This is a genomic window from Natrinema salsiterrestre (assembly GCF_029502005.1).
Lineage (GTDB): Archaea > Halobacteriota > Halobacteria > Halobacteriales > Natrialbaceae > Natrinema > Natrinema salsiterrestre.
The window spans coordinates 383,950-409,482 of sequence record NZ_JAMQOT010000003.1; the positions used below are offsets into that span (position 1 = coordinate 383,950).

Here is a 25,533-nt window from a genome sequence, read left to right on the forward strand (position 1 = left end):
CGAGCGTGTTCTCCTCTGCGACTAATCCGTGGAATCCGAGAGTAAATACCGGTAGCACGCTCGCAGCGCACAAATAAACCGAATATGGCTATATGGAACGTTGATCCGGCTGGGTGAGACTTCAGGGGCTCAGCGGGACTGTGATGCGTGGTTCGACGAATCGGTGAGCAGGAACTGGTTCGAAGCCCTCCAAATCACTCGTCGGGTCGTGGTAACAACGATCTCGGCGACTCACTGAGACTACGACCGGAGGTGCCGCTCGAAAAACGGATCTTCGACCGGATCGAGCCGTTCTCTACCCGTTCCGGTCTCCCTCGCCAGTAGCGCCTTTCCCGCTGCGTCCGATTCGAGACCGGAGACGGTCGATCAGTCGACCGATTCGAACCCCCACGCCTCGAGTCGGTCGACGACTTCGTCGACGTTGTGCATCGCCGCTTCGTAGGCTGCCTCCCGGACGTCGGTCTTCGACACGTCGGTTCCGAGTTCGTCACCCACTGCATCGACGAACTCGTCCTCCGCTTCGAGCACGAAATCCCGGAGATAGAACTGGACCATTTCGCGGTCCTGTTTGACGGTATCTCGGACGTAGACCCACGGAACGCCGCTATCGGTAGCGCCGTCCTGTGGCGGCTCCCCGACGATCGCCTCGGCCGACTGCTCTTCACTGTTAGCGGTTTGACCACCGTCGTCGGCAGTCTCCCCTCGAGTCGTTCCGTCCTCGGTATCAGAGCGAGGCGGCTCAGTATCCGATCCGTCGCCGGACTGAGACGCTTCGTCCGCGTCATCGGCCTCGTCTCGTGCATCCGCGAACGGATCGCTACCGGATCCCTTCTTCATTGCTCACTCACCTCCTCGATTTCGGTCGCCAGCCGGTCGATTTTGTCGAGGGTTTCGCTCTCGTGATCGCGTCGTCGGTCGCGGTGTTCCTCGACGTAGTATCGCGGTGTACACTGCTGATCCCAGCAGCCCTCGAAGAGCGATGATCGCTCGCGGATCGCGACCGGCGCGGGATAGCCCCGATCGCGAATTTCGGTCAGATATCTGTCCTGGTCGGACGTCCTACCGATACCGTTCGGAACGGCCGAGAGGACACCGATTTCGGCCTCCAGTCGCTCCTGAAGCCCGTCGACCAGCTCCTCCAACCCGAGAACGCTTTGCATTCCCTTGCCGGTCGGCTCGACCGGGATCACCAGACTTCGGGTGGCCGAGACGGCGTTGTAGAGATGCGGGCCCGCCGTCGCCGGCGGATCGACGACGAGGACGTCGTACTCCTGTGGGACGCCGGACTCGAGGAGCACCTGCCGGAGGCGGTCGTACGGGTCGAAGTCGTCACCCTCGCCGAGATCGTCGGCCATCTGCTGTGCGCGATTGAGGAGGTCTTCGAGGCTCTCGAGCATGTTGTGACTGGGGATGAGGTCGAAGCCGTACTCCGTTTCGTAAATGAGATCCTCGAGTGACCCTTTCGGTCGATCGATCAGGTGGCGAACGATGTTATCCGCTTGACTGTCGTCACGGGGTGCATCGATATCGAGGAGGTAGGTGAGCGACCCGTTCTGTTGGTCCATATCGATCGCGAGAACGTCGAGCCCGTGGTTCGAGTGGGACTCGAGCAACGCCGCGCCGATCGTCGACTTGCCGACGCCGCCGGCCTCCGAGTACGTCGTGTACGTGAGCATGCGTATGGGTTAGCCTTCCCGAATATAATACTTCACCACACGTATTGGGTAGGAAAATCAGTTAGCCTAACCGAATAGGCTAACCGCCTGCTTCGGTATTCGTGTCGCTGTGGGGGGTAAGCTGCTCGAGCACGGTTCTCACCTCGCATAGAGAAATAACGAGTCGAATAGGCTTTCTAGTTAGCCTAACTGAATAGTGTTAGTAGAAAACCGAACCTGTAGTTGGGAGACGGATCGGACTGGGAGGGCACGCGAGCAGTCGACGCGGATAGTTCGCTCACATCTTCGGACTATCTCAGCAGACTATTCGATCAGTTTGGCTGGGAAGTACAATTGGGTAGCTATCTCACATGGCCTATTCGAACAGCCTAACTAAACGGCCTGATTAATAGGGCGGGGGCCGCGAGCTTTTGTTCCTCACACAAGTATGTCTACTAGAAGGTCTAATCGAGTAGACTAGCTACATAGACTAACTAAATGGGCTTCTTAGAATGATGGATCGGTAGTGTTGCGTACGAAATCACGTCAGAGAGCCGTTCGGATACCTTCCCTTCGCCGACCAATACAGCGACGATGAACGGCTATTCGAATAGCCTAACCGAACAGCCTAACTACATAGACTAATCACACAGCTCGCACGGAACCACGGAGTAGTTATGAGACCGATCGCACGCACACGCAGGCCGTCTACCCGAGGCATCATCTGCGTTCGAAAAGACGGAGCATCAGCTGGTAGTCTTACTATCCGACCAGTTACGGTTCGTGACGATAGTGGTACAGAGGTAGTCCTCCATCCCAGTCACACCTCATTCATGAGCGTGGTCGTGCCGGTGGTCGTTCGCGTCGTGATGTCCGTGACCGACCGTCGGCGTGTCCAGTACGTCGTCGCACGCGACGTTCGTGTACCCCGAGTGGAAGAGCTCGACCGTCCCATCGTCGGCGTCGAACGCGTGCCGTTCGATGCAGCCGACGTCCGCTCCGAGCAGGTGGACGCTCACGCTGGGTTCGGCCGACGTCGTCTCCACCGAGTGAATGTCGTTGTTCGGCGGAATGAGTTCGTAATAATCGCCCCGTTCCATGCGATCCGTCCGAATCCGCTCCAGGTCCGCCTCGCCCTCGTCAGTGGTCCCGTCGTCGACGCGGCGATAGAAATCTTCCCGCTGGGTCCCCCCGTAGATTCCGACGAGTCCCCACGCGAGATGATCGTGCACCGGCGTCGACGCGCCCGGGGGCAGGACGAGGGTGAACAACGACAGTTTGTTTCCCTCCCGGTACAACAGCCACTGCGCGATATCGTCGCCCATATTGCCGCTGTCCTCTTCGTCGTCGGCTGGAAGCCGTTGATACCGCTCGTCGAGCCAGTCATCGTCCGCCAGGAGCGCTTCGAAGGGTTCAGCCAGCGCCTCGAGCAGCGCCGGGATCTCGTCGTGTTCGTTCGCCGTTTCTTTGACCGTGTCGACGAAGTCGCGTACTCGGTCAGTGTCGTAGACGAACTCCGGTTCGGGATCCGCGTTTGGTGACGCCATCGTATATGTCTCTTGTGAGCAATAGGCATAAGATCACCCCTCGCTCGAGCGGCGAAGCGGGTTCGACACTGCCGGACAACATCTCAGAGTGATCGTCGGTATCGGGGTCGAAATCTCGAGCCGGTGGAGCCTCGAGAGGCGTGCCGGGATTATCGGAGGAAAGAGAGAGCGAATCGATGGGGTAGACGGTCAGTATTCGAGACCGAACGCCCAGTTGACGGCCAGTAAGACGGCAACGAACGACAGCAGGAGCATCAACATGCCGAAGGACGTGGCCCAGCCGTAGGTGTCGGCGAAGAATCCGACCGCGACCGAACCCAGCGACGCGACCGAGAGATACGTCGTCCGAACGAGCCCGAAGCCGGCACCTCGCTCCTGGTCGGTCATGTTGTCCATGAAGCGAGGCTCCACGGCGACTGCCCAGCTCAGTCCGTTGGCGATCAGTACGACGCCGCCGACGATACCGACGACCCCGGGAACGGCAACGAACAGGGCGAGCCCGGCGACGCTGGCGACCATGCAGCCGAAGGTCGTCACGTCGCGGCCGAACCGATCCGACATCGCGCCGATACCGGGTTTGACGATCGACTGCACGACGAAGTATGCGGAGAAGACGACGCCGGCAGTCGTCGGCGATTGGCCGCGGTGTTCGACGAGAAACGTCGGCAGGAACGAGGCCGTTCCCTGCCAGACGAACGCACCGACCGACGCGATGACGACGGTGAACGCGATCTCGGGCTTCCCGAGAATCGCCGTGACCTCACCGAGTTCCAACCGCTCCCGGAGGGGCTGATCCGGACGGTGTGGCTCGATCGGGCGGACGCGCCAGAGGAACAACAGAAAGATCGGCGCAGCGATCACCGCGCCGAACGCGACGGCGGGACGCCAGCCGTACCGGACGCTGATCCACGCGACGGCGACCGGTGCGATCAATCCCGCGGCGGACGAGCCGATCGTGTGAACGCCGATGGCGAACCCGAGATTCTCGTAGGTCCGATCGAGAAGCGTCGTCGCCGCGCTGTAATGCAGTCCGGCGACACCGCCGAGAACGATCAGGGCGAGTACGAACAGCGCGTAGAACGGCGACACTGCGAGGAGGAGACTCATCACTGTCGTCCCGCCGACGGAAATCAGAACGATCGATCGCTCACCGAACCGATCCGCGAGGATTCCGCTCGGAAACTGCATCAGCGCGTAGGCCATCCACATCCCCGTGAGCGCGATCCCGATGACGGTGTTCCCGATCCGGAAGTCGTCGGTGATGGCGGGGACGACCGGACTGACGGCGAGCCGGGCGACCATCGTCGCGAAGAACGCGAACGTACAGAGCGTGAGGACCGTGTGCCTGTACTCCCATCTCATCGTGCCTCTCGCATCGACCTGGACATGGGTGTATCCTCTCGATTGGGTACAATGAGTGTGAATTTTCCGGCAAACTGACCCTCCTTTCGACAGCGAAAGCGACCGCGGTGAGAGCGATTCCGCGGCGAAACCGATGATCAGTACGACTTCGGCAGCCCGAGGACGTGCTCGGCGATGTAGTTCTTCACCATCTCGTTGGAGATCGGCGCGATGACGTTGATCATGGTCTCCCGCCAGTAGCGCTCGACGTCGTACTCGCTCGCGTATCCCATCCCCCCGTGAGCACGGACCGCGCGCTCACACGCCTCGAGCGCGTCTTCGCTCGCGCGGAGCTTGACCGCGTTCGCCTCGGCACCGCAGTCGCGGTCGGCGTCGTACAGCCACGCCGCTTTGCGGACCATCAGTTCGTCCTGCTCGAGTTTCGCCCACGAATCCGCGAGCGGATGTTGGACGGCCTGATAGGAGCCGATCGGGTTGCCGAAGACGACCCGGTCGTCGGCGTAGGCGGCCGCTTTCTCGATCGCCGCCTGTCCCACGCCGACGGCGTTCGAAGCGAGCGCGATCCGCTCGGTGTTCGCGAACCGGAGGAGATAGCGGAACCCCTCGCCTTCCTCGCCGATTCGATCCTCCGCGGGGATGCGGAAGTCGTCGAACCACACCTCGTTCGAGTCGGATGCTCCCCGCCCCGCTTTCGGGATCTCAGCGACGTCGACGCCGTCCGCGTCGCGGTCGAAGTCAGTAAAGAAGAGCGTGAGGCCGCCGAACCGGTCGCTTTCCGCTCGGGGCTCGGTTCGAACGAGCAGCATGATCACGTCCGCCTCCTGCGCTTTCGACGTCCAGATTTTCTGCCCGTTGACGGCGTACTCGTCGCCCTCACGCCGGGCGGTCGTCTCGATTCGGGAGGTGTCCGTCCCCGCGTTGGGTTCGGTCACGCCCGTACAGACCTGTACCGACCCCTCGGCGATCTTCGGGAGGTACCGTTCCTTGTGGTCGTCGTCCGCGAACGCCACGAGCGGTTCCGTACTGAACGTGTGGTGGGCGGTGATCGAGGTGCCCGCCATCCCCGCCCCCGAGCGCGCGATCTCCTGCTGGACCAGCGACGCCTCCTGCACGCCGTATCCCTGGCCGCCGTACTCCTCGGGGATCGTGATACCACACCAGCCGTCGGCCGCGAAGGCCTCGAAGAACTCGTCGGGATACTCGTGGTTCAGGTCGCATTCGCGCCAGTACTCGTCGCCGAACTCGTCACAGAGTTCCCGTACCTGTGACCGGATCAGCCGCTGTTCGTCCGACAGCTCGAAATCCATGCCTGTTAGTATCCACCATACCAGCTAAACGTTTCCCCCGTTACCGGGTCCGATCGGCTCGCTGGCTCGAGCGGGACTGCTCCGGCTGATCGGGTCGCAGTTATCCGATATCGGCTGATCGATCCACCAGCGGCCGAAATCGATCGTCCGGTCGGATCAAACGACCTGGTTCGACAGCGCCTCCCCGCGCTCGAGGCGGCCGACGTTGTCGCGGACGATGTCGCCCACGTCGCGGTAGTAGTCGCGGGTGTAGGCGGCCGCGTGCGGCGTGACGATCACGTCGTCCATGGTCCACAGCGGGGAGTCCTCTGGCAGCGGCTCGGTCTCGAAGACGTCGAGCGCGGCGCCGGCGATGTCGCCGGCCGCCAGGGCCTCGACGAGTGCCGGTTCGTCGACGACCGCACCGCGCGCGACGTTGACGAAGTAGGCGTCGTCGCGCATCGCCTCGAACGCCGCCGCGTCGAACAGGCCCCGCGTCGCGTCGGTCAGCGGAACGGTGACGATCACGAACTCCGCGTCGGCGATCGCCTCGTGAAGGTCGTCGACGGCGTACATGCGATCGAATTCGGGGAGGGTGTCGTCGGAGCGCCGGACGCCGACCGGCTCGACGCCGAGCGCGCCCACGATGTCGGCGACGCCGCGACCGAGCGTTCCGGTACCGACGATACAGGCCGTGGTGCCGGGCAGCGTGAACGCTTCGTCCCACTCCGGGCGCTCCCAGCGCCGCTCCGTCGCGCTGGCGATCTGGTCGTGGAGCCGGCGGGCGAACGCCAGCAGGTAGCCCGCGACGGTCTCGCCGACCGTGCGTCCGTGAATGCCCGTGCTGTTGGTGAGGGCGACGCCCTCCTCGGCGAGGGCCTCGAGCGGGAACCGATCGATGCCCGCCTGCGTCGAGTGGATCCACTCGACGTCGAGTACGGATTCGAAGTAGTTGCGCGTGACGATCGCGTCACAGTCCGCGATTCCCGCTTCGTCGACGACCGAGACGTCGACGGGGAGATCGGAGAGATACCCGACGAGTTCTGCCGGCGGAAAGATCGCGTCGACGGATCGGTGAACGCCCAGTCGCTCGAGTTCGAATGTCATCACGTACCACATGGGCGGCGGTCGCATCAACCTTCGGACGGGGGAGTCCGAAGCGGAGGGGACGGCCGGTCACACGGCGCGATCGCGGGCCCGGGTGATGGACCGGCGACCGGCCGCGTGGCGGACCGAGCGACTGTCTTCGCGGCTCACCGCGCGGTCGACCGATCGACGCCTCGTATCGACGGAACAGAATCCTTATCATCGCTACCGCGGTATCGATTTCTCGTGGAGACGACTCCCTCGGAGCGGCTTTCCGCGGCCAAGAGCGGCGCGGTCGATCTCTGGAGCGGGGGACGAGGCAAAGTGCTCACTGCGGTCGCCGGCGGCTGGTTCCTCTCGATCGGCGTCCGGATGATCTACCCGGTGATGCTTCCGTACTTGCGTTCCGCCTACGGTATCGATCTGACGACTGCCGGCCTCCTGTTGACGACGCTTTTCCTCGCGTACGCGCTGGGCCAATTTCCGGGCGGGATCCTCGCCGATCGCTTCGGAGAGCGGGTCACGCTTTCGGCGAGCGCGGTTATCTCCGCGATCACGCTGACGCTCGTCGTCACCGCTCGCTCTTCGACCGTCCTCTTCGCCGCGACGGCGCTGTTCGGGTTCGGCACCGCGCTGTACGCGGTCGGCCGATATACTGTTCTCCCGCGGCTCTACTCCGACCGGCTCGGTGCTGCCAACGGCGTGACGGCCGCGTCACAGGACGCCGGCCAGTCGGTCCTCCCGCCGATCGCCAGCGTGATCGCGGCGATCACCCTCTGGCAGTACGGGTTCGGCTTCGCGGTACCGCTGTTCCTCCTCTCCGCCGTCGCCCTCTGGATGATCGTCCCGACGCGCCCTCCGGACTCGTCCGACGAAGACGAGGGATTCGGCGTCGATACGCTCCGAACGCTCGGCACGGAGTTCCGCAAGCCGTCCGTCGTGTACGCGACGGCAGTGCTCGTCCTCGGCCTCCTCGTCTGGCAGGCGTTTACGAGCTTCTACCCGACGTATCTCGTCGACGAAAAGGAGCTCTCGACGACCGTCGCGAGCCTCCTGTTCGGCGCGTTCTTCGCGCTCGGAATACTCATCAAACCGCTCGCCGGCGCGGCGTACGATCGGTTCGGCATCCGACGTTCCCTGACGATCGTCGCGACCGGCCCGACCATCGGCCTCGTCGCGCTTCCCTTCGCCAGCAGTCTCTGGAGCCTCGTCGTCGTAACGGCGCTCGTGAGCACGCTGCTCGGGTTCGCGACGGTCGTCGAGCCGTCGTTACTTCGCTCCCTGCCCGAAGACGTCCGCGGAACCGGATTCGGCGTGCTGCGATCCGTCGCGTTTACGATCGGCGCGACGAGCCCGGCGCTGTTCGGTGCTGCTGCAGATTTCGGCTACTTCGACGAGGTGTTCGTGCTCCTGGCCCTCCTGGCGAGCGGCATGATCGTTCTGGCGTTCCGGATCCCCGAGCGCTGAGTCCCGAGCCCTGAAACGCCGCCCGTCAGCGGCCTACGAACTCGAGATGACCGCGCCGGTTTCGTGTAGTCGCTCGATCTCGTCCGTCGAGTACGACAGGGCCTCGAGGATGGTCTCCGTGTGTTCGCCCTTCTCCGGCGGTCGCGAGGAGAACCCGCCGTCGTGGATACCGGTGCTGAACCGGAACGGAAGCCCTGCGGTGACGACGTCTTCGTCGACTTCGGGATTGTAGGTGTCGACGAGCATCGATCGCGCGTCGACGTGTTCGTTGTCGTCGACGAGATCCGCGACGGTCCGGACCGCTCCGGCCGGAATCCCCGCATCGAGGAGTTTCCCCTCGAGCTCCGTCGAGGTGTACGCCTCGAATTCCGGAATCAGTTCGTCGCGGAGGGTCTCGCGGTGATTCATGCGATCGTCGATCGTTTCGAACCGGTCGTCCTCGAGCAAATCTTGTCGGTCGAGGACCGTACAGAGGCGCTCGTACATCCCCTCCGAGAGGGTCGCGACGTAGATGTGGCCGTCGCCCGTCGGGAAGACGCCGTTGGGCGCGCTGCCGATCCCCTTTCCGCCGGCGCGCTCGGGCAGTGCGCCCGACTGGTCGTAGTTCGTGATCCAGTAGGACATCCACGAGACGGCCACGTCGAACAGCGAGATGTCGATGTGGGTGCCGTCGCCGCCGCGATCGCGGTTGCGGACGGCGGCGAGGATCGCGAACGCGGCGTTCGCACCGGTCCCGCAGTCGATGAGGCTGGCGCGGATGCGGGCCGGCGGCCGGTCGGCGTAGCCGTTGATCGCCATCAGCCCGGAGATCGCCTGAATACACGGATCGTAGCCGGGATACGACCGGTAGGGGCCGGTTCGGCCGAAGCCCGACAGCGAACAGTAGACGACGTCCTCGTTCCGTTCCGTGACCGACTCGTAGTCCAGATCGTACTGCTCGAGGACGCCGGGTCGAAAGCTCTCGACGATCACGTCGGCTTCGTCGGCGAGTTCCGTGACGACCGCGAGTCCGTCCTCGGTTTTCATGTCGACGCAGAGGCTCTGTTTGCCGTGATTGAACGGGACGAAGATGTTTCCGTTCATGAGGTTGCGGAAGTTGTCTCCGGACGGCGGTTCGACCTTGAGAACGGTCGCGCCCATCTCGGCGAGCAGTTGCGTACTGACTGGACCGGCGACTGACTGCGTGAGGTCGACGACGGTGAGATCGCCTAGCGGCTTCATACCACGGTGGATGTCATCGGGCGAGAAATGTCTTCGGGAACTACTAACAAACGTGACGTGTATGCATGCGGTAAGCCGTCTGCCAGTCACGGCACACAGGTCGAATTCGATCGCCGCGTGTCACTCCGACCCACAACTTTTTGCTACTCCCCTCGGAACCGCGGACCCATGGAGCGAATTCCGCACGAGAGCGATCGGACCCCAGGTCTGCGATTGCTGCCCTACCGAACGAGTACGACGGTACCGGACGGTCAGCGGGCCAAAACGAGGGAGCAGCGATGACGGACCGCTCGAGCGACCGCGACTTCCGGGCCCGGTTCCGCGACGGCGACGCGCTCGGGACGTGGATTTCGATCGGCCATCCGGCCGTCGTGGAAGCGGCGGCGAGGGCGGGGTTCGACTTCGTCCTCGTCGACACCGAACATAGCGAGCTGAGCCTCGAGACCGTCGCGGAGCTGACGCGAGCGGCGGCGGCCGCCCCCGGCGAGCTCGCCGTGATCGTTCGGCCGGCCTGGAACGACCCGGTTCGGATCAAGCGAGTCCTCGATATCGGCGTGGACGGACTCATGGTGCCGATGATAGATACGCCGGAGGCCGCCGAGGAACTGGTCCGCGCGACGAGGTACCCGCCGGAGGGCGACCGCGGCGTCGCGTCGGGGCGTGCGGCCGGCTACGGACAGGATTTCGTCGAGTACGTCGAGGAAGGACATCGATCGCTGCTCACGATCGCGCAGATCGAGACGCCGACCGGCGTCGACCACGCGGGCGACATCGCGGCAACGGAGGGGATCGACGCGCTGTTCGTCGGTCCGGCCGACCTCTCTGCGGCGCTCGGGGTCTTCGCCGAGTGGGACGCCCCCGCGTTGAACGACGCCATGGCCAGCGTCATCGACGCGGGCGGGAGCGCCGACGTCCCCGTCGGCACGCTCACCGTCCGCGAGGGCGACGTCGCGGACCGCGTCGAGCGAGGATTCGACTACCTGATCGCGGGCAAGGACATGACGACGCTCATCGAGAGCGGCGAACGGATCCGCGAGACGTACGACGGAAGCGTCGCCGACCGCGAGTAATCGGCGGACCAAGTCGATCAGCCGTCGACCGTTCGCCGTAGCCGAGTTCAGCGCGGACGGTCACTCGGCACCGGATCGGTGGGTCATTCGTTCATCCAGACGCCGGACTGCGGTTCGTAGGGGTCGGTCGGGATTTCCACGAGGGTCGGCCCGTCGCTCGCGATCGCGTCGGCGACGGTCGCTTCGACCTCGTCTGGCGTTTCCGCCCGTTCGACGTCGAGGCCGAGCCCCTCGGCGACGGTCGTGTACGATACCGGCGTCTCGTCCCAGCCGTACTCGCCTTCGTCCATCCGGTAGCTCCGGCCGGCCTCCTCGCTGATGATCGCGTAGTCGCTGTTGTTGAGGACGACGACCGTCACGTCGATCTCCTCGTCGGCCAGCGTGTGCAACTCGTGGAGACACATCAACAGTCCGCCGTCGCCGGTGAGTGCCACGACGTCCTGGTCGGGGTTAGCCAGCTTCGCCCCGATCGCCGAGGGCAGTCCCGATCCCATCGTCGCCCACGAGCCCGGATTGACGTAGTCCCGAGGATCGTACGTCGGGAACATCAGGAGCGCCCAGAGCCTGAACCCGCCCGCGTCGACCGCGACGACCGCGTCGCGGGGCGTCCCCTCGCGGATCGCGTCCAGCGCCTTGACCGACGTCAACGGGGCCTCCGTCACCGCTCGCAGCTCCTCGAGGCGAGCGTCGACCGCGTCCCGGGTTTCGCGAGCGCGTTCGACGCCGTTCCCGCCGGCGATCGTTCGCCCGGCCAGCGCGTCGTCGAGGGCCTCGAGCGTTCGGGCCGCGTCCGCGACGATTCCCACTGCCGGATCGTAGCCGGTCCCGATGTCGTCCGCGCCGAGGGTGACGTGGACCAGGTCCTCGGGAATCTCGATCGACCAATTGTGCAGTGAGACCGCGTCGAAGTCGGTGCCGACCCCGAGCGCGGCGTCGGCGTCGGCGATCAGCTCCTTGACGGCCGTCCCGGTGCCGCCACAGAGCACGCCGCCCATGAGCTCGTGATCGTCGGGGAAGACCGCCTTCCCCTTGTACGTGAGGACGACGGGTGCCTCGAGTCGCTCGGCGACCGCTTTCAGTTCGTCGCTGGCCTCGCCCGCTCGAACGCCGCCGCCGGCGACGATGATCGGGGTCGACGCGTCCGCGAGGAGGTCCGCCGCGGCGTCGACTTTCCCCTCGGGAACGCCGCTGAACGACTGGGGCTCGACCTCGCCGCGTTCGGCGAGCGAGACGTCCATCTTGAGGAAGTTCTTCGGAATCCCGACCCGGACGGGCCCTTTCGGGGCGGTCCGCGCGGCGTCGATCGCCCGCTGGAGTTCGGCGACGGTGCTCTGTGGCGTCTCGACGGTGACGTTCTCCTTGACGACGTTATCGTAGGTGTCGGGGGGCGTCTCGTGGATCCCGTCGCCGCCGCGGATCTCCGGTTCGGTCTCGACCGCGATGTGGACGAGCGGCGTACAGTCGTTCAGCGCGTTCTTCAGCCCGTTCATGGCGTTCATATCGCCCGGGCCGGGGATGACGACCGTCCCCGCCATTTCGCCGCTCGTCTCCGCGTACCCCCACGCCTGGTGGGAGACGGCGGTCTCGTGGCGAGCCATGACGAACCGGATGTCGTCGCGCTCGCTGATCGATTCGTTCAGCGGCAGCGACTGCTTGCCGGGAATGCCGAACAGGGTGCCGATATCGTTCTCGGTCAGACAGTCGATAATCGCCTCGTTGACCTTCATAGAAAGGGGTGTGTCGGGTGGCAGTGTAAAGCTTTAGGAGAAACTGTCTCCGCTCGACCGATCCGGCGCGCTCCGTATCGCGAAAGCGATTCTCCGAACGCCGGCACGCTCCGTACGCATCAGCGGCTCCCGACCGCCGGTACGCTCTGTCTCACAACGAGAGCCAACCGACCGTCGACGCGCTCGCTCGAGTCCCCGGGCGGCAACGGTACGTTTTTATCCTGATCATTGGTGATATGTAGCATGGACGTTCTGCACACGGCCGTCTGGGTCGACGACATCGAGACGCAACTATCCTTTTACTGCGACGGGCTCGGGCTCGAGCGCACCCGCGAGTTCGACCTCGACGGCGTGACGAACACGTACGTCGGCGGGGAGAGCGACGCGGAAATCCAGTTCAAACACGACGACACCGAGCGGAACCCGGAGCCGGCCGGGATCGATCACCTCGCCGTCGGCGTCGGCGACGTGGACGGGAACGTCGACGAGCTCGTCGACGACTACGACGGCGAGGTGGTCGACGAGCCGCGAACCCTCGCGGACAAGGGAGTCCGGATCGCGTTCGTGGCCGACCCCGAGGGCTACGTCGTCGAACTCATCGAAACGCTCGAGGCGTGACCGATCGAGAGTGATGGTATGAGTGACGACCGATCGGGTCCCGTCGGCCAGCTCCTCGCCGCCGAGGAGCAGTTCCACGAGCTGATGCCCGGCAAGGACATCTACAGCAAGCTGTTCTTCCGGACAGTGCTGTGGTTCGCGCTGTTCACCGCCGCGTATACGATTATCACGGGGCTGTGACGGCCGGTTACCGACTGAGACTGTGAGGCCCGATCGCTGACTGGAACGACGGGACCGAGTCACTGCCGAGACCGGTTCTCCCCGGTCGACGCCGACCCGCGTGAGCTATATGCCCGTCGGCCGCGTCGCTCCGAACGTGACACCGAACGCGACGGACCGAATGACCGCGCTAGTGAAGACGACGCCCGAACCCGGAATGGCCCTCGAGTCGGTTCCCGTCCCCGAACCGGGACCCGGGGAGGTCCGAATTCGCGTCGAGTCGGTCGGGATCGACGGCGGCGCGGAGGCACTGATCTACGACTGGCACGAGAGCAAACGCCACTACGCCGACGCGTTACCCCAGCTGTTCGGGCACGAGTTCGCCGGCACGGTCGACGCGATCGGGCCCGACGTCGACGGCGTCGCGACGGGCGAGCGCGTCGCGGTGGAACCGATCGTCGGCTGCGGGCACTGTCGGTGCTGTCGCTCGGGCTCGTTCGCGATCTGTCCGGACCGGCGCATCCTCGGGCTCGATACCGAGCTCGACGGCGCGCTCGCGGAGTACGCCGTCGTCCCCCGCGAGACGATCTATCCGATCGGCTCGCTGAGCGCGGACGAGGGCGTCTTCCTCGAGCTCCTCGGACTCGCCGTCCGCGGGATCGAGCGATCCGGCTTCGAGCCCGGCGACAGCGTCGCGATCACCGGGCCGGGACCGGTCGGGATCGGCGCGCTCGTCGCCGCAGTCGCGGGCGGGGCGAGTTCGATCACCGTCGCCGGGACCGACGCTGACCGCGGGGATCGCCTCCCGCTCGCCAGGCAACTCGGCGCGACTCGGACGGTCGTCACCGACGACGTCGAAGACGGACTCGAGGAAGACGTCGACGTCTTCATCGAGGCGGCCGGCCACCCGGACGCGTTCTCGCTGGCGGCGTCCTCGACCCGCCGGGGCGGCGAAATCGTTCAGATCGGCATCTTCCACGGCGCGGAGACGGTGCCCGTCGACCTCACTCGCCTCGTTCGACGCGGCGTCTCGATCACGACGGTCTACGGCCGGCGGGACTCGAGCTGGCGGCGCGCGATCGCGATCGCAGGCGATACCGACCTCTCGCCGGCGCTGGGCCCGTCGTACCCCCTCGAAGACTACGAGGACGCTTTCGAGGCGACCCGACAGCGCGAGGGGATCAAGATCACGCTTCGGCCGTAACGTGACGCTCGCCGGAGTCGCCGCTCGCTCGCAAAACGAAAGGAGCGCTCACTCGGCCTGATCGGTGTACATCTCGTCCGGATCGAGATCCTCGCGGATCAGCCTGAGTTCCTCTTCTTTCGGCTCCGGCGTCGTCTCCAGATCGTCGGCGAACTCGATCTCCCACCCGGTCTCGGCTCGCACCTCCTCGCGCGTCGCGTTCGGGTGAAGCGCGGCGACGTACATCTCCCCGCGCTCGTCGAACCGGCAGACGGCGAGGTCGGTGATGACAGCCTCCGGCCCGCCGGAGAGGCCGAGTTCCTTGCGGCCCTCGCGGCCGTCGACGTAGCCCGGACTCGTGATGAAGTCGACTTCCTCGGGGAACCGCCGCGCCGAGTGCGGCGTGATCATCAGCGTGCGGCCGACGTGGCACGCGATCTCGCAGGCCCCGCCGCTGCCCGGCAGTCGAACGTCCGGGTCGTCGTAGTCGCCGATGACCGTCGAGTTGATGTTGCCGTTCTTGTCGATCTGGGCACCGCCGAGGAAGCCGACGTCGAGACGGCCGGCCTGCAGCTGGTAGTTGAAGTTGTTCCGCATCGGTTCGATCGAGACCGCCCCCGACGCGAGCACCGGATCGCCGATCGAGAGCGGCGGCGACGACGGGTTCGAGCCGATCGTCCCCGACTCGTAGACCATTTGCAGATCCGGCGCGTGCGTTCGCTTGGCGACGTTACACGCCAGATTCGGCTTGCCGATCCCGACCAGCACCGAATCGTCGTTCTCGAGTTCCCTCGCGGCCGCGACCACCATCAGTTCGCTCTTCGTGTAGTTCATTGGAGTGCCTCCGTGGATTCGGGTTCGTTCGATCGGTCGGCGCTGCCGTTCTCCGGAACGCTCGAGCGCCCGGACGTCACCCGTCCGCTGCACAGTCGATCGATCATCGGTACGCCCCCATATCGACGGGCGTCGCGTACGAGTGATCCGGCTGCAGGTCGAGCAGCCTGTCGACGCCCAGCTTTTCGACGTACTCGCGGCGGTTCTCGACGCCGTAGACCCACTCGTCGAGCCACGCTTCGACGCGGTCGACGTCGCTCGCGATCTCGGCCCACTCGATGTACGCCTCGTTGTCCCGCCCGTAGTAGCCCTGCGCGTACGACGGATGCGACCCGTAGGGGTCGTGGACGACGTGATCGACGTCGTCGCTCGTGATGACCGTCCGGTTCGGATCGCTGCGGATCGTCTCCTCGGAGCAGAGCTCTTCCACCGAGAGGATCACCGTATCGGCGGCCAGCCCGGCGATCTTCACCTCCCCCTGGATCCCCCAGAGGTGTGCGTTCCCGGACTCGTCGGCCCGCTGGGCCCGGACGACCGCCACGTCCGGCTCGATCGGCGCGACGGCGTAGACGTAGTCGTCGTCGAACGGGCTCTCCACGCGAGCGATGTTGTCGTTGTGCTCGGGCAGGTCCGAGCCGATGAACCCCCGCAGCGGGGCGAAGGGCAGGTTGGACGCGCCCGCGTCGAGGGCGGCGATCAGCCCGAAGTGCGTGTACTCCTCGAGCTCGAGTTCGGTCGGAATCCCGTCCTCGGCCGCCCGGCGGAACGCCGGTAAGCTGCCCACCCCCGGGTTGCCGGCCCACGAGAACGTCGCCTTTCGCGCACAGCCGGCGGCGATCAGCTGGTCGTAGATCAGGTCCGGCGTGGCCCTGATCAGCTCGAGGTCGCGTTTCTCCTGTCTGATTATCTCGTGACCCGCAGCGAACGGGATGAGGTGGGTGAACCCCGCGAGATAGACGCTATCACCGTCGGAGACGCCGTCGCTGACGGCGTCGTGCATGGACGTGAGTTTGCTCATAGCTGTGCTGAACTACGGAATGAATGGCGAAATCCGCACATAAGAATTGGTGTTGAGGCACTTCGAGGCGGTATCGGCAGGCGAGTCTCCCCTGCGATGTCGCGTCGGGGCAACGAGTCCGGTTGGCGTACATTGATATCGGACGCCGCGATACCATGACACATGATCTCGCTCGACCCGGAGCAGGAGCTGCTCGTCTCGTCGCTGGAAGACATCGCGGACCGCGAGTTCGCCGAGCGGGCGTTCGACTGGGGCGCCGAACCGCCGTGGGAGAACGTGCGACTGCTGGCCGACCGGGGCTTTCTCGGCGTCAACTTCGACGAGGAGTACGGCGGCGGGGGGATGACAGAACTCGACGCCATCCTCGCCATCGAGGCCGTCGGCCGCGTCTGTCCCGATACCGCGGAGTTCCTCTACAATCAGACGCTCGTCGCGCCGCGCGCCATCGAACTGTTCGGGACCGACGACGCCAAGGAGCGGTACCTGCCGCCGGTCCTCGCCGGCGAGGACAGCATCGCGATCGGCATCTCCGAGCCGGAAGCCGGCTCCGACGTCGGATCGATGGGAACGCGGATCGAGGAGACCGACTCGGAGCTGGTCCTCGACGGCGAGAAGACGTGGGTGAGCAACGTCGAACACTCGAGCGCAGTACTCGTCTGGACGAAGTTCCCCGAGGGGCTGGGCTCGGTCGTCGTCGAGTTCGACTGGGACGGCGTCGAGATCCAGCAGCACTACGAGAACATGGCGGGCCACCACCAGACCCACTTCGTGATGGAGGACGTGACCGTGCCCGAGGAGAACGTCGTCACGCGCGGCCCGGACGGCTTCAAGAACCAGCTCCGAGCGCTCAACTGGGAGCGGCTGGGAAGCGCGACGCTCGCGAACGCCTACGCCAGCTGTGCCCTCGAGAAGGCCCTCGACTACGCCGACCAGCGCGAGCAGTTCGACCAGCCGATCGGCGACTTTCAGGGCATCGAGTGGAAGCTGGCCGACGCCGCGACGGCGCTCGAATCCTCGCGGGCGCTCACCCATCGGGCGGCGGCGCGGGCTCACGAGCAGGGGCGGATCCCCGACCGTCGCGATGCCTCGATGGCCAAACTCCAGGCCAGCGAGATGGTCGAGCGCGTCGTCAGCGAGGCCTTGCAGGTCCACGGCGCGAACGGCTACCAGCGGGGCCATCCCCTCGAGTACCTCTACCGGCTCGCGCGGGGCCGCCGGCTCGCCGCCGGGACCGACGAGGTCCAGAAGAATCAGATCGCGGCGAGCCTGAAGCAGGAGGGGCTGCGGGATCTCGCCTGAGGCGAGTCAGGAGTAGTCGCGCTCGAACTCGGGCTCGCGGCCCTCGCCGAACGCCGCGATCGCTTCCGCGTGTTCGGGGTCGTTGACGCACTCCCACTGGTACGCGATCGCCCGCTCGCAGTACTCCTCGAACGATTGCTCCGGATCGACGAGCGCGTTCGTCCGTCGAACGGCCAGCGCGGGGAGCTCGAGGAGGTCATCTGCTAACTCGGTCGCGCGTTCGACGGGGTCGTCGGCGACGTCGACCGCGAGGCCGAGGTCGACGGCGTCCTCCGGCGTGATGTCGTTGCCGGTGAGGAGGTACTCCTTGGCCTTCGACTCGCCGATGAGGCGGGGCAGGAGCCACGAGCCGCCGTCGCCGGGGACGAGGCCGACGCGGACGAACCCCTCGCGGAGGAACCCGTCGGGCCCGATGACGCGCAGGTCACACGCCAGCGCGAAGTCACAGCCCGCACCGACCGCGGGGCCGCCGACCGCGGCGACCGACGGCTTCTCCATTCCGCGGAGCTGCCGAACGACGTTCTGGACCGCCCAGAGGTAGCCCGCGTACTCCTCCTCGGTCATCTCCTCGCTCCAGTCGGGCATCTCCGTGACGTCGGCCCCGGCACAGAAGCCGCCCTCGGCCCCGGTCAGGACGACGACGTAGACGCCGTCGTCCCCGGCCGCCTCGCGCAGCGCCTCGTTGAGCTCGAGGATCGTTTCCCGGCGAAACGCGTTGTGTACGTCGGGGCGATCGATCGTTATCGTCGCGATACCGCCGTCCGTCTCGTATCGGATGTCTTCGGGCATCGTCGATCACTCGTACACTCGTCGCCCGATCTCGCGGGCCTCGATCTCGTCCCAGTCGTACTCGACGCCGAGTCCCGATCCGTCGGGTACCTGCACGCGGCCGTCCGCGTCGACGGTGTCCAGCATGTCCGAGTAGTCGTCCGCGTACACCGGCGGCTGGGTGTTCGGACAGATCGGGTGGACGAGCGCCACTTCGTAGTAGTTGCTGTTGCGCGTCGCGGCGAGGCAGTGACGCTGTGCAGGCCCCGGCGCGTGGTACTCCACGTCGAGTCCGAACCCTTCCGCCATGTGGGCGATCTTCATCGCGCCGGTGATCCCGCCGTCGTACTCGGGATCCGCCCGGACGAAATCGGTCGACTCCGTCGCGACGAAATCCGTGTGGGGCTCGAGCCCGCGAACGTGCTCGGTCTGGAGGATCGGGGTGTCGAGCATCTCGCGGAGCTTCCGGTGGGAGTGCTGGGAGACGCCGCCGTCGCGGTAGGGATCCTCGTACCAGAGGAAGTCGGCCTCGTCGCAGGCCTTCCCGATCTTCAGCGCGTCGGCGAAGGTGGCCGGGTTGCAGGCGGGGTCGAGCATGAGGTCCATCTCGTCGCCGACGCGGCGGCCGACCTCGCGAACGACCGCGGCGGTCTCCTCGGGGTCCGTCCAGTCGCCGCCCCAGTCGTGAATCTTGAACCCCTGATACCCCAGCTCGAGACAGTCCTCGGCGAAGTCGGCGTAGGAGTCGGGCGAGTCGAGGCCGCCGTTTCGGTCGCCCTGGTACGTCGAGGCGTAGGCGGGGAAGGAGTCGCGATAGCTGCCGAGCAGTTCGTGGATCGGCGCGTCGCGGTAGTTGCCGGCGAAGTCCCAGAGCGCGATGTCGATCGGTCCCATCCCCATCCAGTCGTACTTTCGAAGCGCGCGCTTGAACGCGCTCCAGTGGCGCTCGCGCTCGAGGGGGTTCTTCCCGATCAGGTAGTCGGCGATCATGTTGAGCTGGGCCGCGCCGGGCGAGTTCCCGCCGACGTACTCGCCGGTGGTGCCCTCGTCGGTGTGGACTCGCAGGGCGAACAGTTTCCGTTCGGTCGTCGAATCGGGGTCGTAGACGATGCTGAACCCGTTCGGCGCGTAGCCGACTTCCGGGAGGTCGTAGCCGAACTCGATCGATTCGATGCGCGTGATCGTTGGTGCCATCGGTACGGTATCACATATCGAACGAGTTCCAAATGCGTTTGCATCGCGGTGATGCGCCGCTCGAGCGCAAAGGGTTACGGCGATGCGTCGAAAACGGGTGGTATGGTATCACACGGGTTCGTGTTGCCGACCCGCGGCGTCGTACTGTCCGCCGACGACTCCCTCGAGCAGACCGCCCGCGTCCAGTCGGAAGTCATCGGCCTCGCTCGCCGGGCCGAATCGCTCGGTTTCGACGGCGTCTGGGCCGGCGACAGCGTGCTGGCGAAGCCCCGGCTCGAACCCCTTTCGACGCTGGCGGCGGTCGCGAGCGCGACGGAGTCGGTCACCCTCGGTACGGCCGTCTATCTCCCGCAGCTCCGGCACCCGGTTCACGTCGCCCACCAGACGGCGACGGTCGATCAGGTAAGCGGCGGCCGCCTCGCGCTCGGCGTCGGTGTCGGCGTCGGAGACGGCGTCAAGACTGAACACGAACAGCTCGACGTCCCCTACGAGCGGCGGGGGGCGTTGCTCGACGAGGGGCTCGAGATCCTCGAGGGGCTCTGGGGCGACGACCCCGTCTCCGCGGACGGCGAGTTCTTCGACCTGACCGACGCCGATATCGGGATCCGTCCGTCCGGGGGGTCACCGCCGGTCTACATCGCATCGGCGACGTTCGACCCCCGAGACGGCTTTCCGCGTCAGATACGGGACCGCATCGCCGACCGCGGCGACGGCTGGCTCCCCATCGGGATGTCGCCCGAGATGTACGAGGGCGGTCTCGATCGGGCGCGCGAGATCGTCGACGACGCCGGCCGCGACGCCGCGGGCTTCGACGCGGCCTACTACCAGGACGTGGTGATCGCGGAGACCGAGGCCGAGGCGATCGAGCAAGCGCGGGACTTCCTCGACCGGTACTACCCCTCCTGGGGCGAACTGAGCGACGACGACATTCGGGGCCGCGGGGCGTTCGGGCCGCCGTCGGTCGTCGCGGACCACCTCGAGCGCTACGCCGACGCCGGCGTAGAGACGTTCGTCACGCGATTCACGGCGGCCGATCAGCGCGAGCAGTTACAGCGGTTCGCGGATATCGTCGATTGAGACGCATCGTCTCGCGGGACCGTTGAATCGTCTCCGCGCCGGGGAAATTCGAATCTTTAACTCCCCCGAATTTGATGTCTCGATATGAGTGTGACGGAGGGTCGGCTGCGTGCCGCCGGTCGGGTACTGATCGCCGAACGAGCGTTCGTCGGCTGTCTCCTTGGAACGTGGCTGCTGACAGCAGCGGCTCACTACTACGTGATGGCACCCGCGAGCGTCCTCTCGCAGGTCGCCGACGACCTCGCGGTGACGCCGGCCGTTGCTGTCTGGCTCGTGAGCGCGGTCCCGGGGACGTGGGCGCTCACGAACTTCGCGCTCGGCGTCTGGATCGACAGACTGGGAGAGTATCGTATGATCGTGGTCGGAACCGCGGTGCTCATCGCCGCGGGGGTCTGGAGCTGGTGGGCCGGTCGTCGAGGAACGTTCTACCCGTTGCTGGCGTCGCGGCTGCTAGCGGGCGTCGCGGTGGGCGTGATCTGGACGGCGTCGACGAATCTGATCGGGGGTGCCGTCTCCGGTGCCAATCGAGGGACCGCGATCGGGGTCTACGTCACGAGTGCCCCGGCCGGATTCGCGCTCGGGCAACTCTTCGGGCCGATCGTCACGGCGCGAGCCGGCTGGCCCGCGAATTTCCTCGTGATGAGCGCCGTCGCCGGCCTCGTGATCGGCGTGATTTCGCTGTCGGTCCGCCGCCTCGAGGTCGATCCCGTGACGAACACCGCGTCGATGCGGTCGAATTTCACGTCGGTGCTGGGCCATCGAGTCGTGTGGTACGGCTCCGCGATGGCGTTCGCCGCCTACTCCTACTACCTGTTCATGAACAGCTGGATGCCCACGTATCTCGGGAACGAGTTCGCCCTCTCGGCGGGACTCAGCGGGCTGTTGACCGCAATCTTTCCCGCGATGGGCGTGCTGTCCCGGGCCGGCGGTGGCCTCATTTCGGATCGCCTCCTCGGTCAGCGCCGCGTTCCGCTGCTTCAGGCGTCGTTTCTCGTCTCGGTGCCGCTGGTCGTCCTCATCGGGTGGACGCGGCGACTCGCCGTCATCGTCGCGGCGCTGGTCGCCGCCGGCTTCGTCATCCAGCTCACGTTCGGGGTCGTCTACAGCTACGTTCAGGAGGTCGTCGAGACGAGTATCTCGGGGACTGCGCTCGCGTTCGTCACGTCGGCGGGCATTGCGGGGGCGTTTTCGGCACCCTTGATCACCGGCGCGCTCATCGACTGGACCGGCGGCTACCTGACCGCATTCGCCTACGCGACCGCGCTGACCGTCCTCGGACTCCTCCTCTCGAGCGTGGCTCCCGAATCTCCCGCGGCGACGGACCGCTCGCAGTCCCGGTAATCAGCTGTCGCTGGTAGACGACCGTTGAGGGGGGTGATTTCCGCAAGCCAGATCGAAGCAGTCACGAGAGGTGGTGAACGAACGAGGTACAGTACTCCTCGTAGCCCATCTTCTCCGTGTAGAATCGATGGGCGTCCTCGCGCCACTGCCCCGACTCGAGTTCGACCGCCTCGCAGTCGTTCTCGGCGGCCCACTCGTGAACGAACGAGAGGAGGCGTTCGCCGTGGCCCTCCGACCGTCGGTCTTCGTCGGTCACGAGGTCGTAGACGTAGACGTGCCGGCCGAGGTAGAAGTTCGTCGCGATTTTCACGCCGGCGACCGCCACCGGCTCGCCGTCGACGTAGCGCGCGAACAGTCGGTACCCCTCCTCGCGCATCTCCTCGAACAGGGCGAGATAGGACTCGACGTCGAGGTGATCGCGGAGCTGGACGAGGATCGGAAACGCCGCCCGGCGCTCGCTCTCCGTCGTCACTTCGCGTATGTCGGCTGATGACATACACCGCTATGGGGAGCCACGGCTAATCAAACCGCGGGTCGCTGGGGCAGGTCGCGCCGCATCGCGGCTCGAGAACTCGCCGTCGCCGGATCGTCCGGATCGATATCGAGGCGGTACTGTCACCGAGATTTATGTAGAGACTCGAGAAATGTTGGAGACATGGTCGTGACTATCGACGATATCGAAACGGTCGCAGTTGTCGGTGCGGGACAGATGGGACGCGGCATCGGCGCCGTCGCAGCCCTCGCGGGGTACGAGACGTCCGTCACCGACATCGACGAGTCGCAACTCGAGGAGGCGGAAGAGGAGATCGAGTGGTCCTACGGGAAGGCCGTCGAGAACGACGACGCGACCGAGCGGGAGACAGAGGCGGCCCTCGAGCGGCTTTCCTTCACGACGGAGTTCGACGAGGCGGTCGAGGACGCGGAGTTCGTCACCGAAGCGGCGGTCGAACGGCAGGCGGTCAAGCAGGACATCTTCGCGGATCTCGACGCGGCGGCCCCCGACGACGCCATCCTCGCGACGAACACGTCGGGGCTCAACATCACCGAACTCGCCGAGTCGACCAACAACCCCGAACGGGTCATCGGGACGCACTGGTTCAACCCGCCGATGCTGATGGAACTCGTGGAGGTCATCATGACCGAGCACACGCCCGACGGCGTGGCCGATACCGCGGAGTCGCTCGTCGACTCGTTCGGCAAGACGCCGATCCGCTGCAAGGTCGACGTTCCCTCGTTCATCGTCAACCGGCTCATGCGGCCCTACGGCGAAGGCCCGGCGTGGATGGCCTATCGGGGCGAACACTCCTTCGAGGAGATCGACTCGGCGATGAAATACAAAGAAGGGTTCCCGATGGGGCCGTTCGAGCTCGCCGACTTCACCGGGGGTATTCAGCTCCGCGTCGAGGGCGAACAGGATCACCTCGAGGACGACCGCCCGATGTCCTACGACACGGACGTCTGCCCGATCCTCCACCAGCTCTACGACAAGGGCCGGTACGGCCGAAAGGCCGACGCGGGGTACTACGAGTACGACGAGCGCGACGAGCCCCAGATTTCGGTGGACGCCGGACAGGGGTTCGACACGCTGTTGGTGTGGGCACCGATCGTCAACGAGGCCGCCAAGATGGTCGAAAACGGCGTCGCGAGCGTCGAGGACATCGACACCGGCGCTCGACTCGGCGGCAACTGGCCGACGGGGCCCCTCGAGAAGGCCGACGAGGTCGGGGCCGACGTCATCCTAGAGAAACTGACCGAGGTGGCGAGCCGCCACGAGGACACGAACAAACTCGCGGAGACCCTCCCCTGCGACCTCCTCGTCAGGAAGGCGAAGAACGACGAGACGTTCTACTGAATCGGCGCGGCCCCTCTTTCCGGCTGACGCGCCGATGACCGTCGAAAAGCGGCGGGAATCGGTCACTGCGAACCGTCGTCGACCCGTGCGGCGAACCACCAACGCTTACGGGGTCGCTTGTGAATTGATGCCTAATGGCAGGAACAGAGCCAGTGTACATCGCCGGGGCGTTCGAACACCCCACGAGAGAGGCACCGGACAAGTCGACGATGCAGCTGCACGCGGAGGTCGCGAAGGGCGCACTCGAGGACGCGACACTCGAAAAGGGCGACGTGGACGGCTACTTCACGGCCGGCGTCCCGGAGTACGACTCGGGACTGCCGCCGCTGATCATGGCCGACTATCTCGGACTCGAGCCGTCGTACGCCGATACGACGGACTTCGGCGGGTCGTCGTACGTCAGCCACGTCGGGCACGCCGCGAGCGCGATTCGCGACGGCCGGTGCGACGTCGCGCTCGTCACGCTCGCCGGTCGACCCAGATCGCGCGGGCAGGCGACGGGGTCCGGGGTTCGCGGCCTGCGAACCGTCCAGGACAGTTTCGAGCGGATCTACGGGGCCACGAACGTGACCATGTACGGCATGGCCGCACGGCGGCACATGCACGAGCACGGGACGACGAGCGAACAGCTCGCGGAGATCCGCGCTGCCGCTTCACACCACGCTCAGTACAACGAGCAGGCGATGTATCAGGAGCCGGTGACCGTCGAGGGCGTCGTCGAGTCCCGGGTGGTCGCCGACCCGCTCCACCTCCTCGACTGCTGTGTCATCTCGGACGGCGGCGGTGCGCTGGTCGTCGTCTCCGAGGACGTCCGGTCGGACCTGGGCCGAGAGTGCGTCGAACTCCTCGGGTTCGGCGAATCGATCGGTCACCACGACGCGGGCCGGATCGACCTCGCGAAGACCGCCGCGGACCGCTCCGGCTCGCGCGCTTTCGACGAGGCCGGGCTCGGTCCCGACGACGTCGACTACGCGTCGATCTACGACTCGTTCACGATCACGGTGCTCGAGGCCATCGAGGACCTCGGCTTCTGCGAGAAAGGCGAGGGCGGATCGTTCGTCGAGGGCGGAACGCTGCGCGCGCCCGACGGCGACCTCCCGTTCAACACCGACGGCGGCGGCCTGTGTTCGAACCACCCCGCGAACCGCGGCGGCATGACGAAGGTCATCGAGGCGGTTCGCCAGCTCCGGCGGGAGACGAATCCAGAGGTGCAAGTCGACGCCGACGTCGCACTCGCCCACGGAACGGGCGGGAGCATCGGCACTCGCCACGGCGCGGCGACCGTCGTTCTGGGGAGGGAAGACCGATGAGCTGGGACCCGCGTCCCGTCCCCGACGTGACTCCGGAGACGGAACGGTACTGGACGGCCGCCGCGCAGGGCGAGCTCCTCGTCCGCGAGTGTCAAGAGTGCGGATTCGTGTACCACTATCCGCGTTCGCTATGCCCCGACTGCTTCAGCGAGGACGTCGAGTGGCGCGAGTCGTCGGGCCGCGGCGAGGTGTACTCGTACTCGACCGCCCGAACGATGAGCGGGTGGCCGGAGGACGACCTCCCGCTCGTCCTCGCGTACGTGGAACTCGAGGAGGGACCGCGGCTGATGACGAACGTCGACGCCGATCCGTCGGCCGTCGAGATCGGAACGCGCGTCGCGGTCGAGTTCCGCGACGTCGACGACTCGGAGATCGCGGTTCCGGTGTTCGTCCCCGAAGACGGCTGACGCGCCGCTCGGGGTCGATCGGCGACGAGAACGGGGAACACAGCTGTCGCGA

The 25,533-nt window shown here is 65.9% G+C and carries 24 protein-coding genes; 11 read left to right on the forward strand and 13 right to left on the reverse strand.

Features of this window, described 5'->3' with window-relative positions; genetic code table 11:
- Positions 1-366 precede the first annotated feature (366 nt).
- The 6 genes from NDI89_RS11405 to ddh form a co-directional block, all read right to left on the reverse strand.
- Positions 367-837: a DUF7970 domain-containing protein gene (locus NDI89_RS11405; protein ID WP_277521698.1), complete on the reverse strand. Its 471-nt coding sequence runs from the start codon at positions 835-837 to the stop codon at positions 367-369.
- Entirely contained in the window at positions 834-1,676 is an 843-nt protein-coding gene (locus NDI89_RS11410; protein ID WP_277521699.1) for a ParA family protein, read from the reverse strand. The genes NDI89_RS11405 and NDI89_RS11410 overlap by 4 nt, the downstream gene beginning before the upstream one ends.
- Before the next feature lie 806 nt (positions 1,677-2,482).
- The gene (locus NDI89_RS11415; RefSeq protein ID WP_277521700.1) at positions 2,483-3,202 is read right to left on the reverse strand and encodes a cysteine dioxygenase family protein; all 720 of its coding nucleotides are present in this window, start codon (positions 3,200-3,202) and stop codon (positions 2,483-2,485) included.
- A gap of 189 nt (positions 3,203-3,391) precedes the next feature.
- Positions 3,392-4,564, reverse strand: coding sequence for an MFS transporter (locus NDI89_RS11420; protein ID WP_277521701.1), 1,173 nt, complete (start codon positions 4,562-4,564; stop codon positions 3,392-3,394).
- Positions 4,565-4,701: 137 nt separating this feature from the next.
- Complete coding sequence (locus tag NDI89_RS11425; RefSeq protein ID WP_277521702.1) at positions 4,702-5,871, reverse strand: acyl-CoA dehydrogenase family protein; 1,170 nt, start codon at positions 5,869-5,871, stop codon at positions 4,702-4,704.
- Positions 5,872-6,027: 156 nt separating this feature from the next.
- Positions 6,028-6,957, reverse strand: a complete 930-nt coding sequence (gene ddh / locus NDI89_RS11430; protein WP_277521703.1) for a D-2-hydroxyacid dehydrogenase — start codon at positions 6,955-6,957, stop codon at positions 6,028-6,030.
- A gap of 225 nt (positions 6,958-7,182) precedes the next feature.
- Here ddh and NDI89_RS11435 point away from each other — a divergent pair, with 225 nt between their 5' ends.
- Positions 7,183-8,403, forward strand: coding sequence for an MFS transporter (locus NDI89_RS11435; RefSeq protein WP_277521704.1), 1,221 nt, complete (start codon positions 7,183-7,185; stop codon positions 8,401-8,403).
- 33 nt (positions 8,404-8,436) lie between these two features.
- On the opposite strand, the gene NDI89_RS11440 is transcribed toward NDI89_RS11435, so the two are convergent.
- Positions 8,437-9,624: a CaiB/BaiF CoA transferase family protein gene (locus NDI89_RS11440; protein ID WP_277521706.1), complete on the reverse strand. Its 1,188-nt coding sequence runs from the start codon at positions 9,622-9,624 to the stop codon at positions 8,437-8,439.
- Between the two features lie 278 nt (positions 9,625-9,902).
- Between NDI89_RS11440 and NDI89_RS11445 the strand changes: the two genes are divergently transcribed.
- Positions 9,903-10,694, forward strand: coding sequence for an HpcH/HpaI aldolase family protein (locus NDI89_RS11445; RefSeq protein ID WP_277521707.1), 792 nt, complete (start codon positions 9,903-9,905; stop codon positions 10,692-10,694).
- 83 nt (positions 10,695-10,777) lie between these two features.
- Here NDI89_RS11445 and NDI89_RS11450 read toward each other — a convergent pair whose 3' ends face one another.
- Complete coding sequence (locus NDI89_RS11450; protein WP_277521708.1) at positions 10,778-12,421, reverse strand: thiamine pyrophosphate-binding protein; 1,644 nt, start codon at positions 12,419-12,421, stop codon at positions 10,778-10,780.
- 243 nt (positions 12,422-12,664) lie between these two features.
- Here NDI89_RS11450 and NDI89_RS11455 point away from each other — a divergent pair, with 243 nt between their 5' ends.
- From NDI89_RS11455 to NDI89_RS11465, 3 genes are all read left to right on the forward strand, one after another.
- Entirely contained in the window at positions 12,665-13,039 is a 375-nt protein-coding gene (locus tag NDI89_RS11455; RefSeq protein ID WP_277521709.1) for a VOC family protein, read from the forward strand.
- Between the two features lie 18 nt (positions 13,040-13,057).
- A complete protein-coding gene (locus NDI89_RS11460) occupies positions 13,058-13,219 on the forward strand; it encodes a hypothetical protein (RefSeq protein WP_277521710.1) in 162 nt (53 codons plus the stop codon).
- A gap of 136 nt (positions 13,220-13,355) precedes the next feature.
- Positions 13,356-14,402: a zinc-dependent alcohol dehydrogenase gene (locus NDI89_RS11465; protein ID WP_277521711.1), complete on the forward strand. Its 1,047-nt coding sequence runs from the start codon at positions 13,356-13,358 to the stop codon at positions 14,400-14,402.
- A gap of 48 nt (positions 14,403-14,450) precedes the next feature.
- On the opposite strand, the gene NDI89_RS11470 is transcribed toward NDI89_RS11465, so the two are convergent.
- Together NDI89_RS11470 and NDI89_RS11475 are read right to left on the reverse strand one after the other, a co-directional pair.
- Positions 14,451-15,215, reverse strand: a complete 765-nt coding sequence (locus NDI89_RS11470; protein ID WP_277521712.1) for a CoA-transferase subunit beta — start codon at positions 15,213-15,215, stop codon at positions 14,451-14,453.
- Between the two features lie 103 nt (positions 15,216-15,318).
- Entirely contained in the window at positions 15,319-16,233 is a 915-nt protein-coding gene (locus NDI89_RS11475) for a CoA transferase subunit A (RefSeq protein WP_277521713.1), read from the reverse strand.
- A gap of 162 nt (positions 16,234-16,395) precedes the next feature.
- Between NDI89_RS11475 and NDI89_RS11480 the strand changes: the two genes are divergently transcribed.
- On the forward strand, positions 16,396-17,532 hold the full coding sequence (locus NDI89_RS11480; RefSeq protein WP_277521714.1) for an acyl-CoA dehydrogenase family protein: 1,137 nt from the start codon (positions 16,396-16,398) through the stop codon (positions 17,530-17,532).
- A gap of 6 nt (positions 17,533-17,538) precedes the next feature.
- Here NDI89_RS11480 and NDI89_RS11485 read toward each other — a convergent pair whose 3' ends face one another.
- Positions 17,539-18,321 carry an enoyl-CoA hydratase/isomerase family protein gene (locus NDI89_RS11485; RefSeq protein ID WP_277521715.1) on the reverse strand — a complete coding sequence of 261 codons (783 nt, stop codon included), beginning with the start codon at positions 18,319-18,321 and terminating at the stop codon, positions 17,539-17,541.
- 6 nt (positions 18,322-18,327) lie between these two features.
- Positions 18,328-19,494: an enolase C-terminal domain-like protein gene (locus NDI89_RS11490; RefSeq protein ID WP_277521717.1), complete on the reverse strand. Its 1,167-nt coding sequence runs from the start codon at positions 19,492-19,494 to the stop codon at positions 18,328-18,330.
- A gap of 102 nt (positions 19,495-19,596) precedes the next feature.
- Between NDI89_RS11490 and NDI89_RS11495 the strand changes: the two genes are divergently transcribed.
- Positions 19,597-20,571 (forward strand): LLM class flavin-dependent oxidoreductase, encoded by a 975-nt coding sequence (locus NDI89_RS11495; RefSeq protein ID WP_277521718.1) that lies wholly within the window; start codon positions 19,597-19,599, stop codon positions 20,569-20,571.
- 84 nt (positions 20,572-20,655) lie between these two features.
- Positions 20,656-21,912 (forward strand): MFS transporter, encoded by a 1,257-nt coding sequence (locus NDI89_RS11500; RefSeq protein WP_277521719.1) that lies wholly within the window; start codon positions 20,656-20,658, stop codon positions 21,910-21,912.
- Positions 21,913-21,973: 61 nt separating this feature from the next.
- On the opposite strand, the gene NDI89_RS11505 is transcribed toward NDI89_RS11500, so the two are convergent.
- Complete coding sequence (locus NDI89_RS11505; RefSeq protein ID WP_277521720.1) at positions 21,974-22,408, reverse strand: GNAT family N-acetyltransferase; 435 nt, start codon at positions 22,406-22,408, stop codon at positions 21,974-21,976.
- A gap of 159 nt (positions 22,409-22,567) precedes the next feature.
- Between NDI89_RS11505 and NDI89_RS11510 the strand changes: the two genes are divergently transcribed.
- The 3 genes from NDI89_RS11510 to NDI89_RS11520 all read left to right on the forward strand — a co-directional run bounded on the left by NDI89_RS11510 (position 22,568) and on the right by NDI89_RS11520 (position 25,481).
- Positions 22,568-23,764, forward strand: a complete 1,197-nt coding sequence (locus NDI89_RS11510) for a 3-hydroxyacyl-CoA dehydrogenase (protein ID WP_277521721.1) — start codon at positions 22,568-22,570, stop codon at positions 23,762-23,764.
- Positions 23,765-23,898: 134 nt separating this feature from the next.
- A complete protein-coding gene (locus tag NDI89_RS11515) occupies positions 23,899-25,074 on the forward strand; it encodes a thiolase domain-containing protein (RefSeq protein ID WP_277521722.1) in 1,176 nt (391 codons plus the stop codon).
- A complete protein-coding gene (locus NDI89_RS11520) occupies positions 25,071-25,481 on the forward strand; it encodes a Zn-ribbon domain-containing OB-fold protein (protein WP_277521723.1) in 411 nt (136 codons plus the stop codon). Before NDI89_RS11515 ends, NDI89_RS11520 begins: the two co-directional genes overlap by 4 nt.
- Positions 25,482-25,533: the final 52 nt, after the last annotated feature.

Excerpts from the sequence above, each read along its gene's own strand:
- NDI89_RS11405 (WP_277521698.1), bottom strand. The coding sequence starts at position 837 with ATGAAGAAGGGATCCGGTAGCGATCCGTTCGCGGATGCACGAGACGAG.
- NDI89_RS11410 (WP_277521699.1), bottom strand. The coding sequence starts at position 1,676 with ATGCTCACGTACACGACGTACTCGGAGGCCGGCGGCGTCGGCAAGTCG.
- NDI89_RS11415 (WP_277521700.1), bottom strand. The coding sequence starts at position 3,202 with ATGGCGTCACCAAACGCGGATCCCGAACCGGAGTTCGTCTACGACACT.
- NDI89_RS11420 (WP_277521701.1), bottom strand. The coding sequence starts at position 4,564 with ATGAGATGGGAGTACAGGCACACGGTCCTCACGCTCTGTACGTTCGCG.
- NDI89_RS11425 (WP_277521702.1), bottom strand. The coding sequence starts at position 5,871 with ATGGATTTCGAGCTGTCGGACGAACAGCGGCTGATCCGGTCACAGGTA.
- ddh (WP_277521703.1), bottom strand. The coding sequence starts at position 6,957 with ATGACATTCGAACTCGAGCGACTGGGCGTTCACCGATCCGTCGACGCG.
- NDI89_RS11440 (WP_277521706.1), bottom strand. The coding sequence starts at position 9,624 with ATGAAGCCGCTAGGCGATCTCACCGTCGTCGACCTCACGCAGTCAGTC.
- NDI89_RS11445 (WP_277521707.1), top strand. The coding sequence starts at position 9,903 with ATGACGGACCGCTCGAGCGACCGCGACTTCCGGGCCCGGTTCCGCGAC.
- NDI89_RS11450 (WP_277521708.1), bottom strand. The coding sequence starts at position 12,421 with ATGAAGGTCAACGAGGCGATTATCGACTGTCTGACCGAGAACGATATC.
- NDI89_RS11455 (WP_277521709.1), top strand. The coding sequence starts at position 12,665 with ATGGACGTTCTGCACACGGCCGTCTGGGTCGACGACATCGAGACGCAA.
- NDI89_RS11460 (WP_277521710.1), top strand. The coding sequence starts at position 13,058 with ATGAGTGACGACCGATCGGGTCCCGTCGGCCAGCTCCTCGCCGCCGAG.
- NDI89_RS11470 (WP_277521712.1), bottom strand. The coding sequence starts at position 15,215 with ATGAACTACACGAAGAGCGAACTGATGGTGGTCGCGGCCGCGAGGGAA.
- NDI89_RS11475 (WP_277521713.1), bottom strand. The coding sequence starts at position 16,233 with ATGAGCAAACTCACGTCCATGCACGACGCCGTCAGCGACGGCGTCTCC.
- NDI89_RS11480 (WP_277521714.1), top strand. The coding sequence starts at position 16,396 with ATGATCTCGCTCGACCCGGAGCAGGAGCTGCTCGTCTCGTCGCTGGAA.
- NDI89_RS11485 (WP_277521715.1), bottom strand. The coding sequence starts at position 18,321 with ATGCCCGAAGACATCCGATACGAGACGGACGGCGGTATCGCGACGATA.
- NDI89_RS11490 (WP_277521717.1), bottom strand. The coding sequence starts at position 19,494 with ATGGCACCAACGATCACGCGCATCGAATCGATCGAGTTCGGCTACGAC.
- NDI89_RS11495 (WP_277521718.1), top strand. The coding sequence starts at position 19,597 with ATGGTATCACACGGGTTCGTGTTGCCGACCCGCGGCGTCGTACTGTCC.
- NDI89_RS11500 (WP_277521719.1), top strand. The coding sequence starts at position 20,656 with ATGAGTGTGACGGAGGGTCGGCTGCGTGCCGCCGGTCGGGTACTGATC.
- NDI89_RS11505 (WP_277521720.1), bottom strand. The coding sequence starts at position 22,408 with ATGTCATCAGCCGACATACGCGAAGTGACGACGGAGAGCGAGCGCCGG.
- NDI89_RS11510 (WP_277521721.1), top strand. The coding sequence starts at position 22,568 with ATGGTCGTGACTATCGACGATATCGAAACGGTCGCAGTTGTCGGTGCG.
- NDI89_RS11515 (WP_277521722.1), top strand. The coding sequence starts at position 23,899 with ATGGCAGGAACAGAGCCAGTGTACATCGCCGGGGCGTTCGAACACCCC.
- NDI89_RS11520 (WP_277521723.1), top strand. The coding sequence starts at position 25,071 with ATGAGCTGGGACCCGCGTCCCGTCCCCGACGTGACTCCGGAGACGGAA.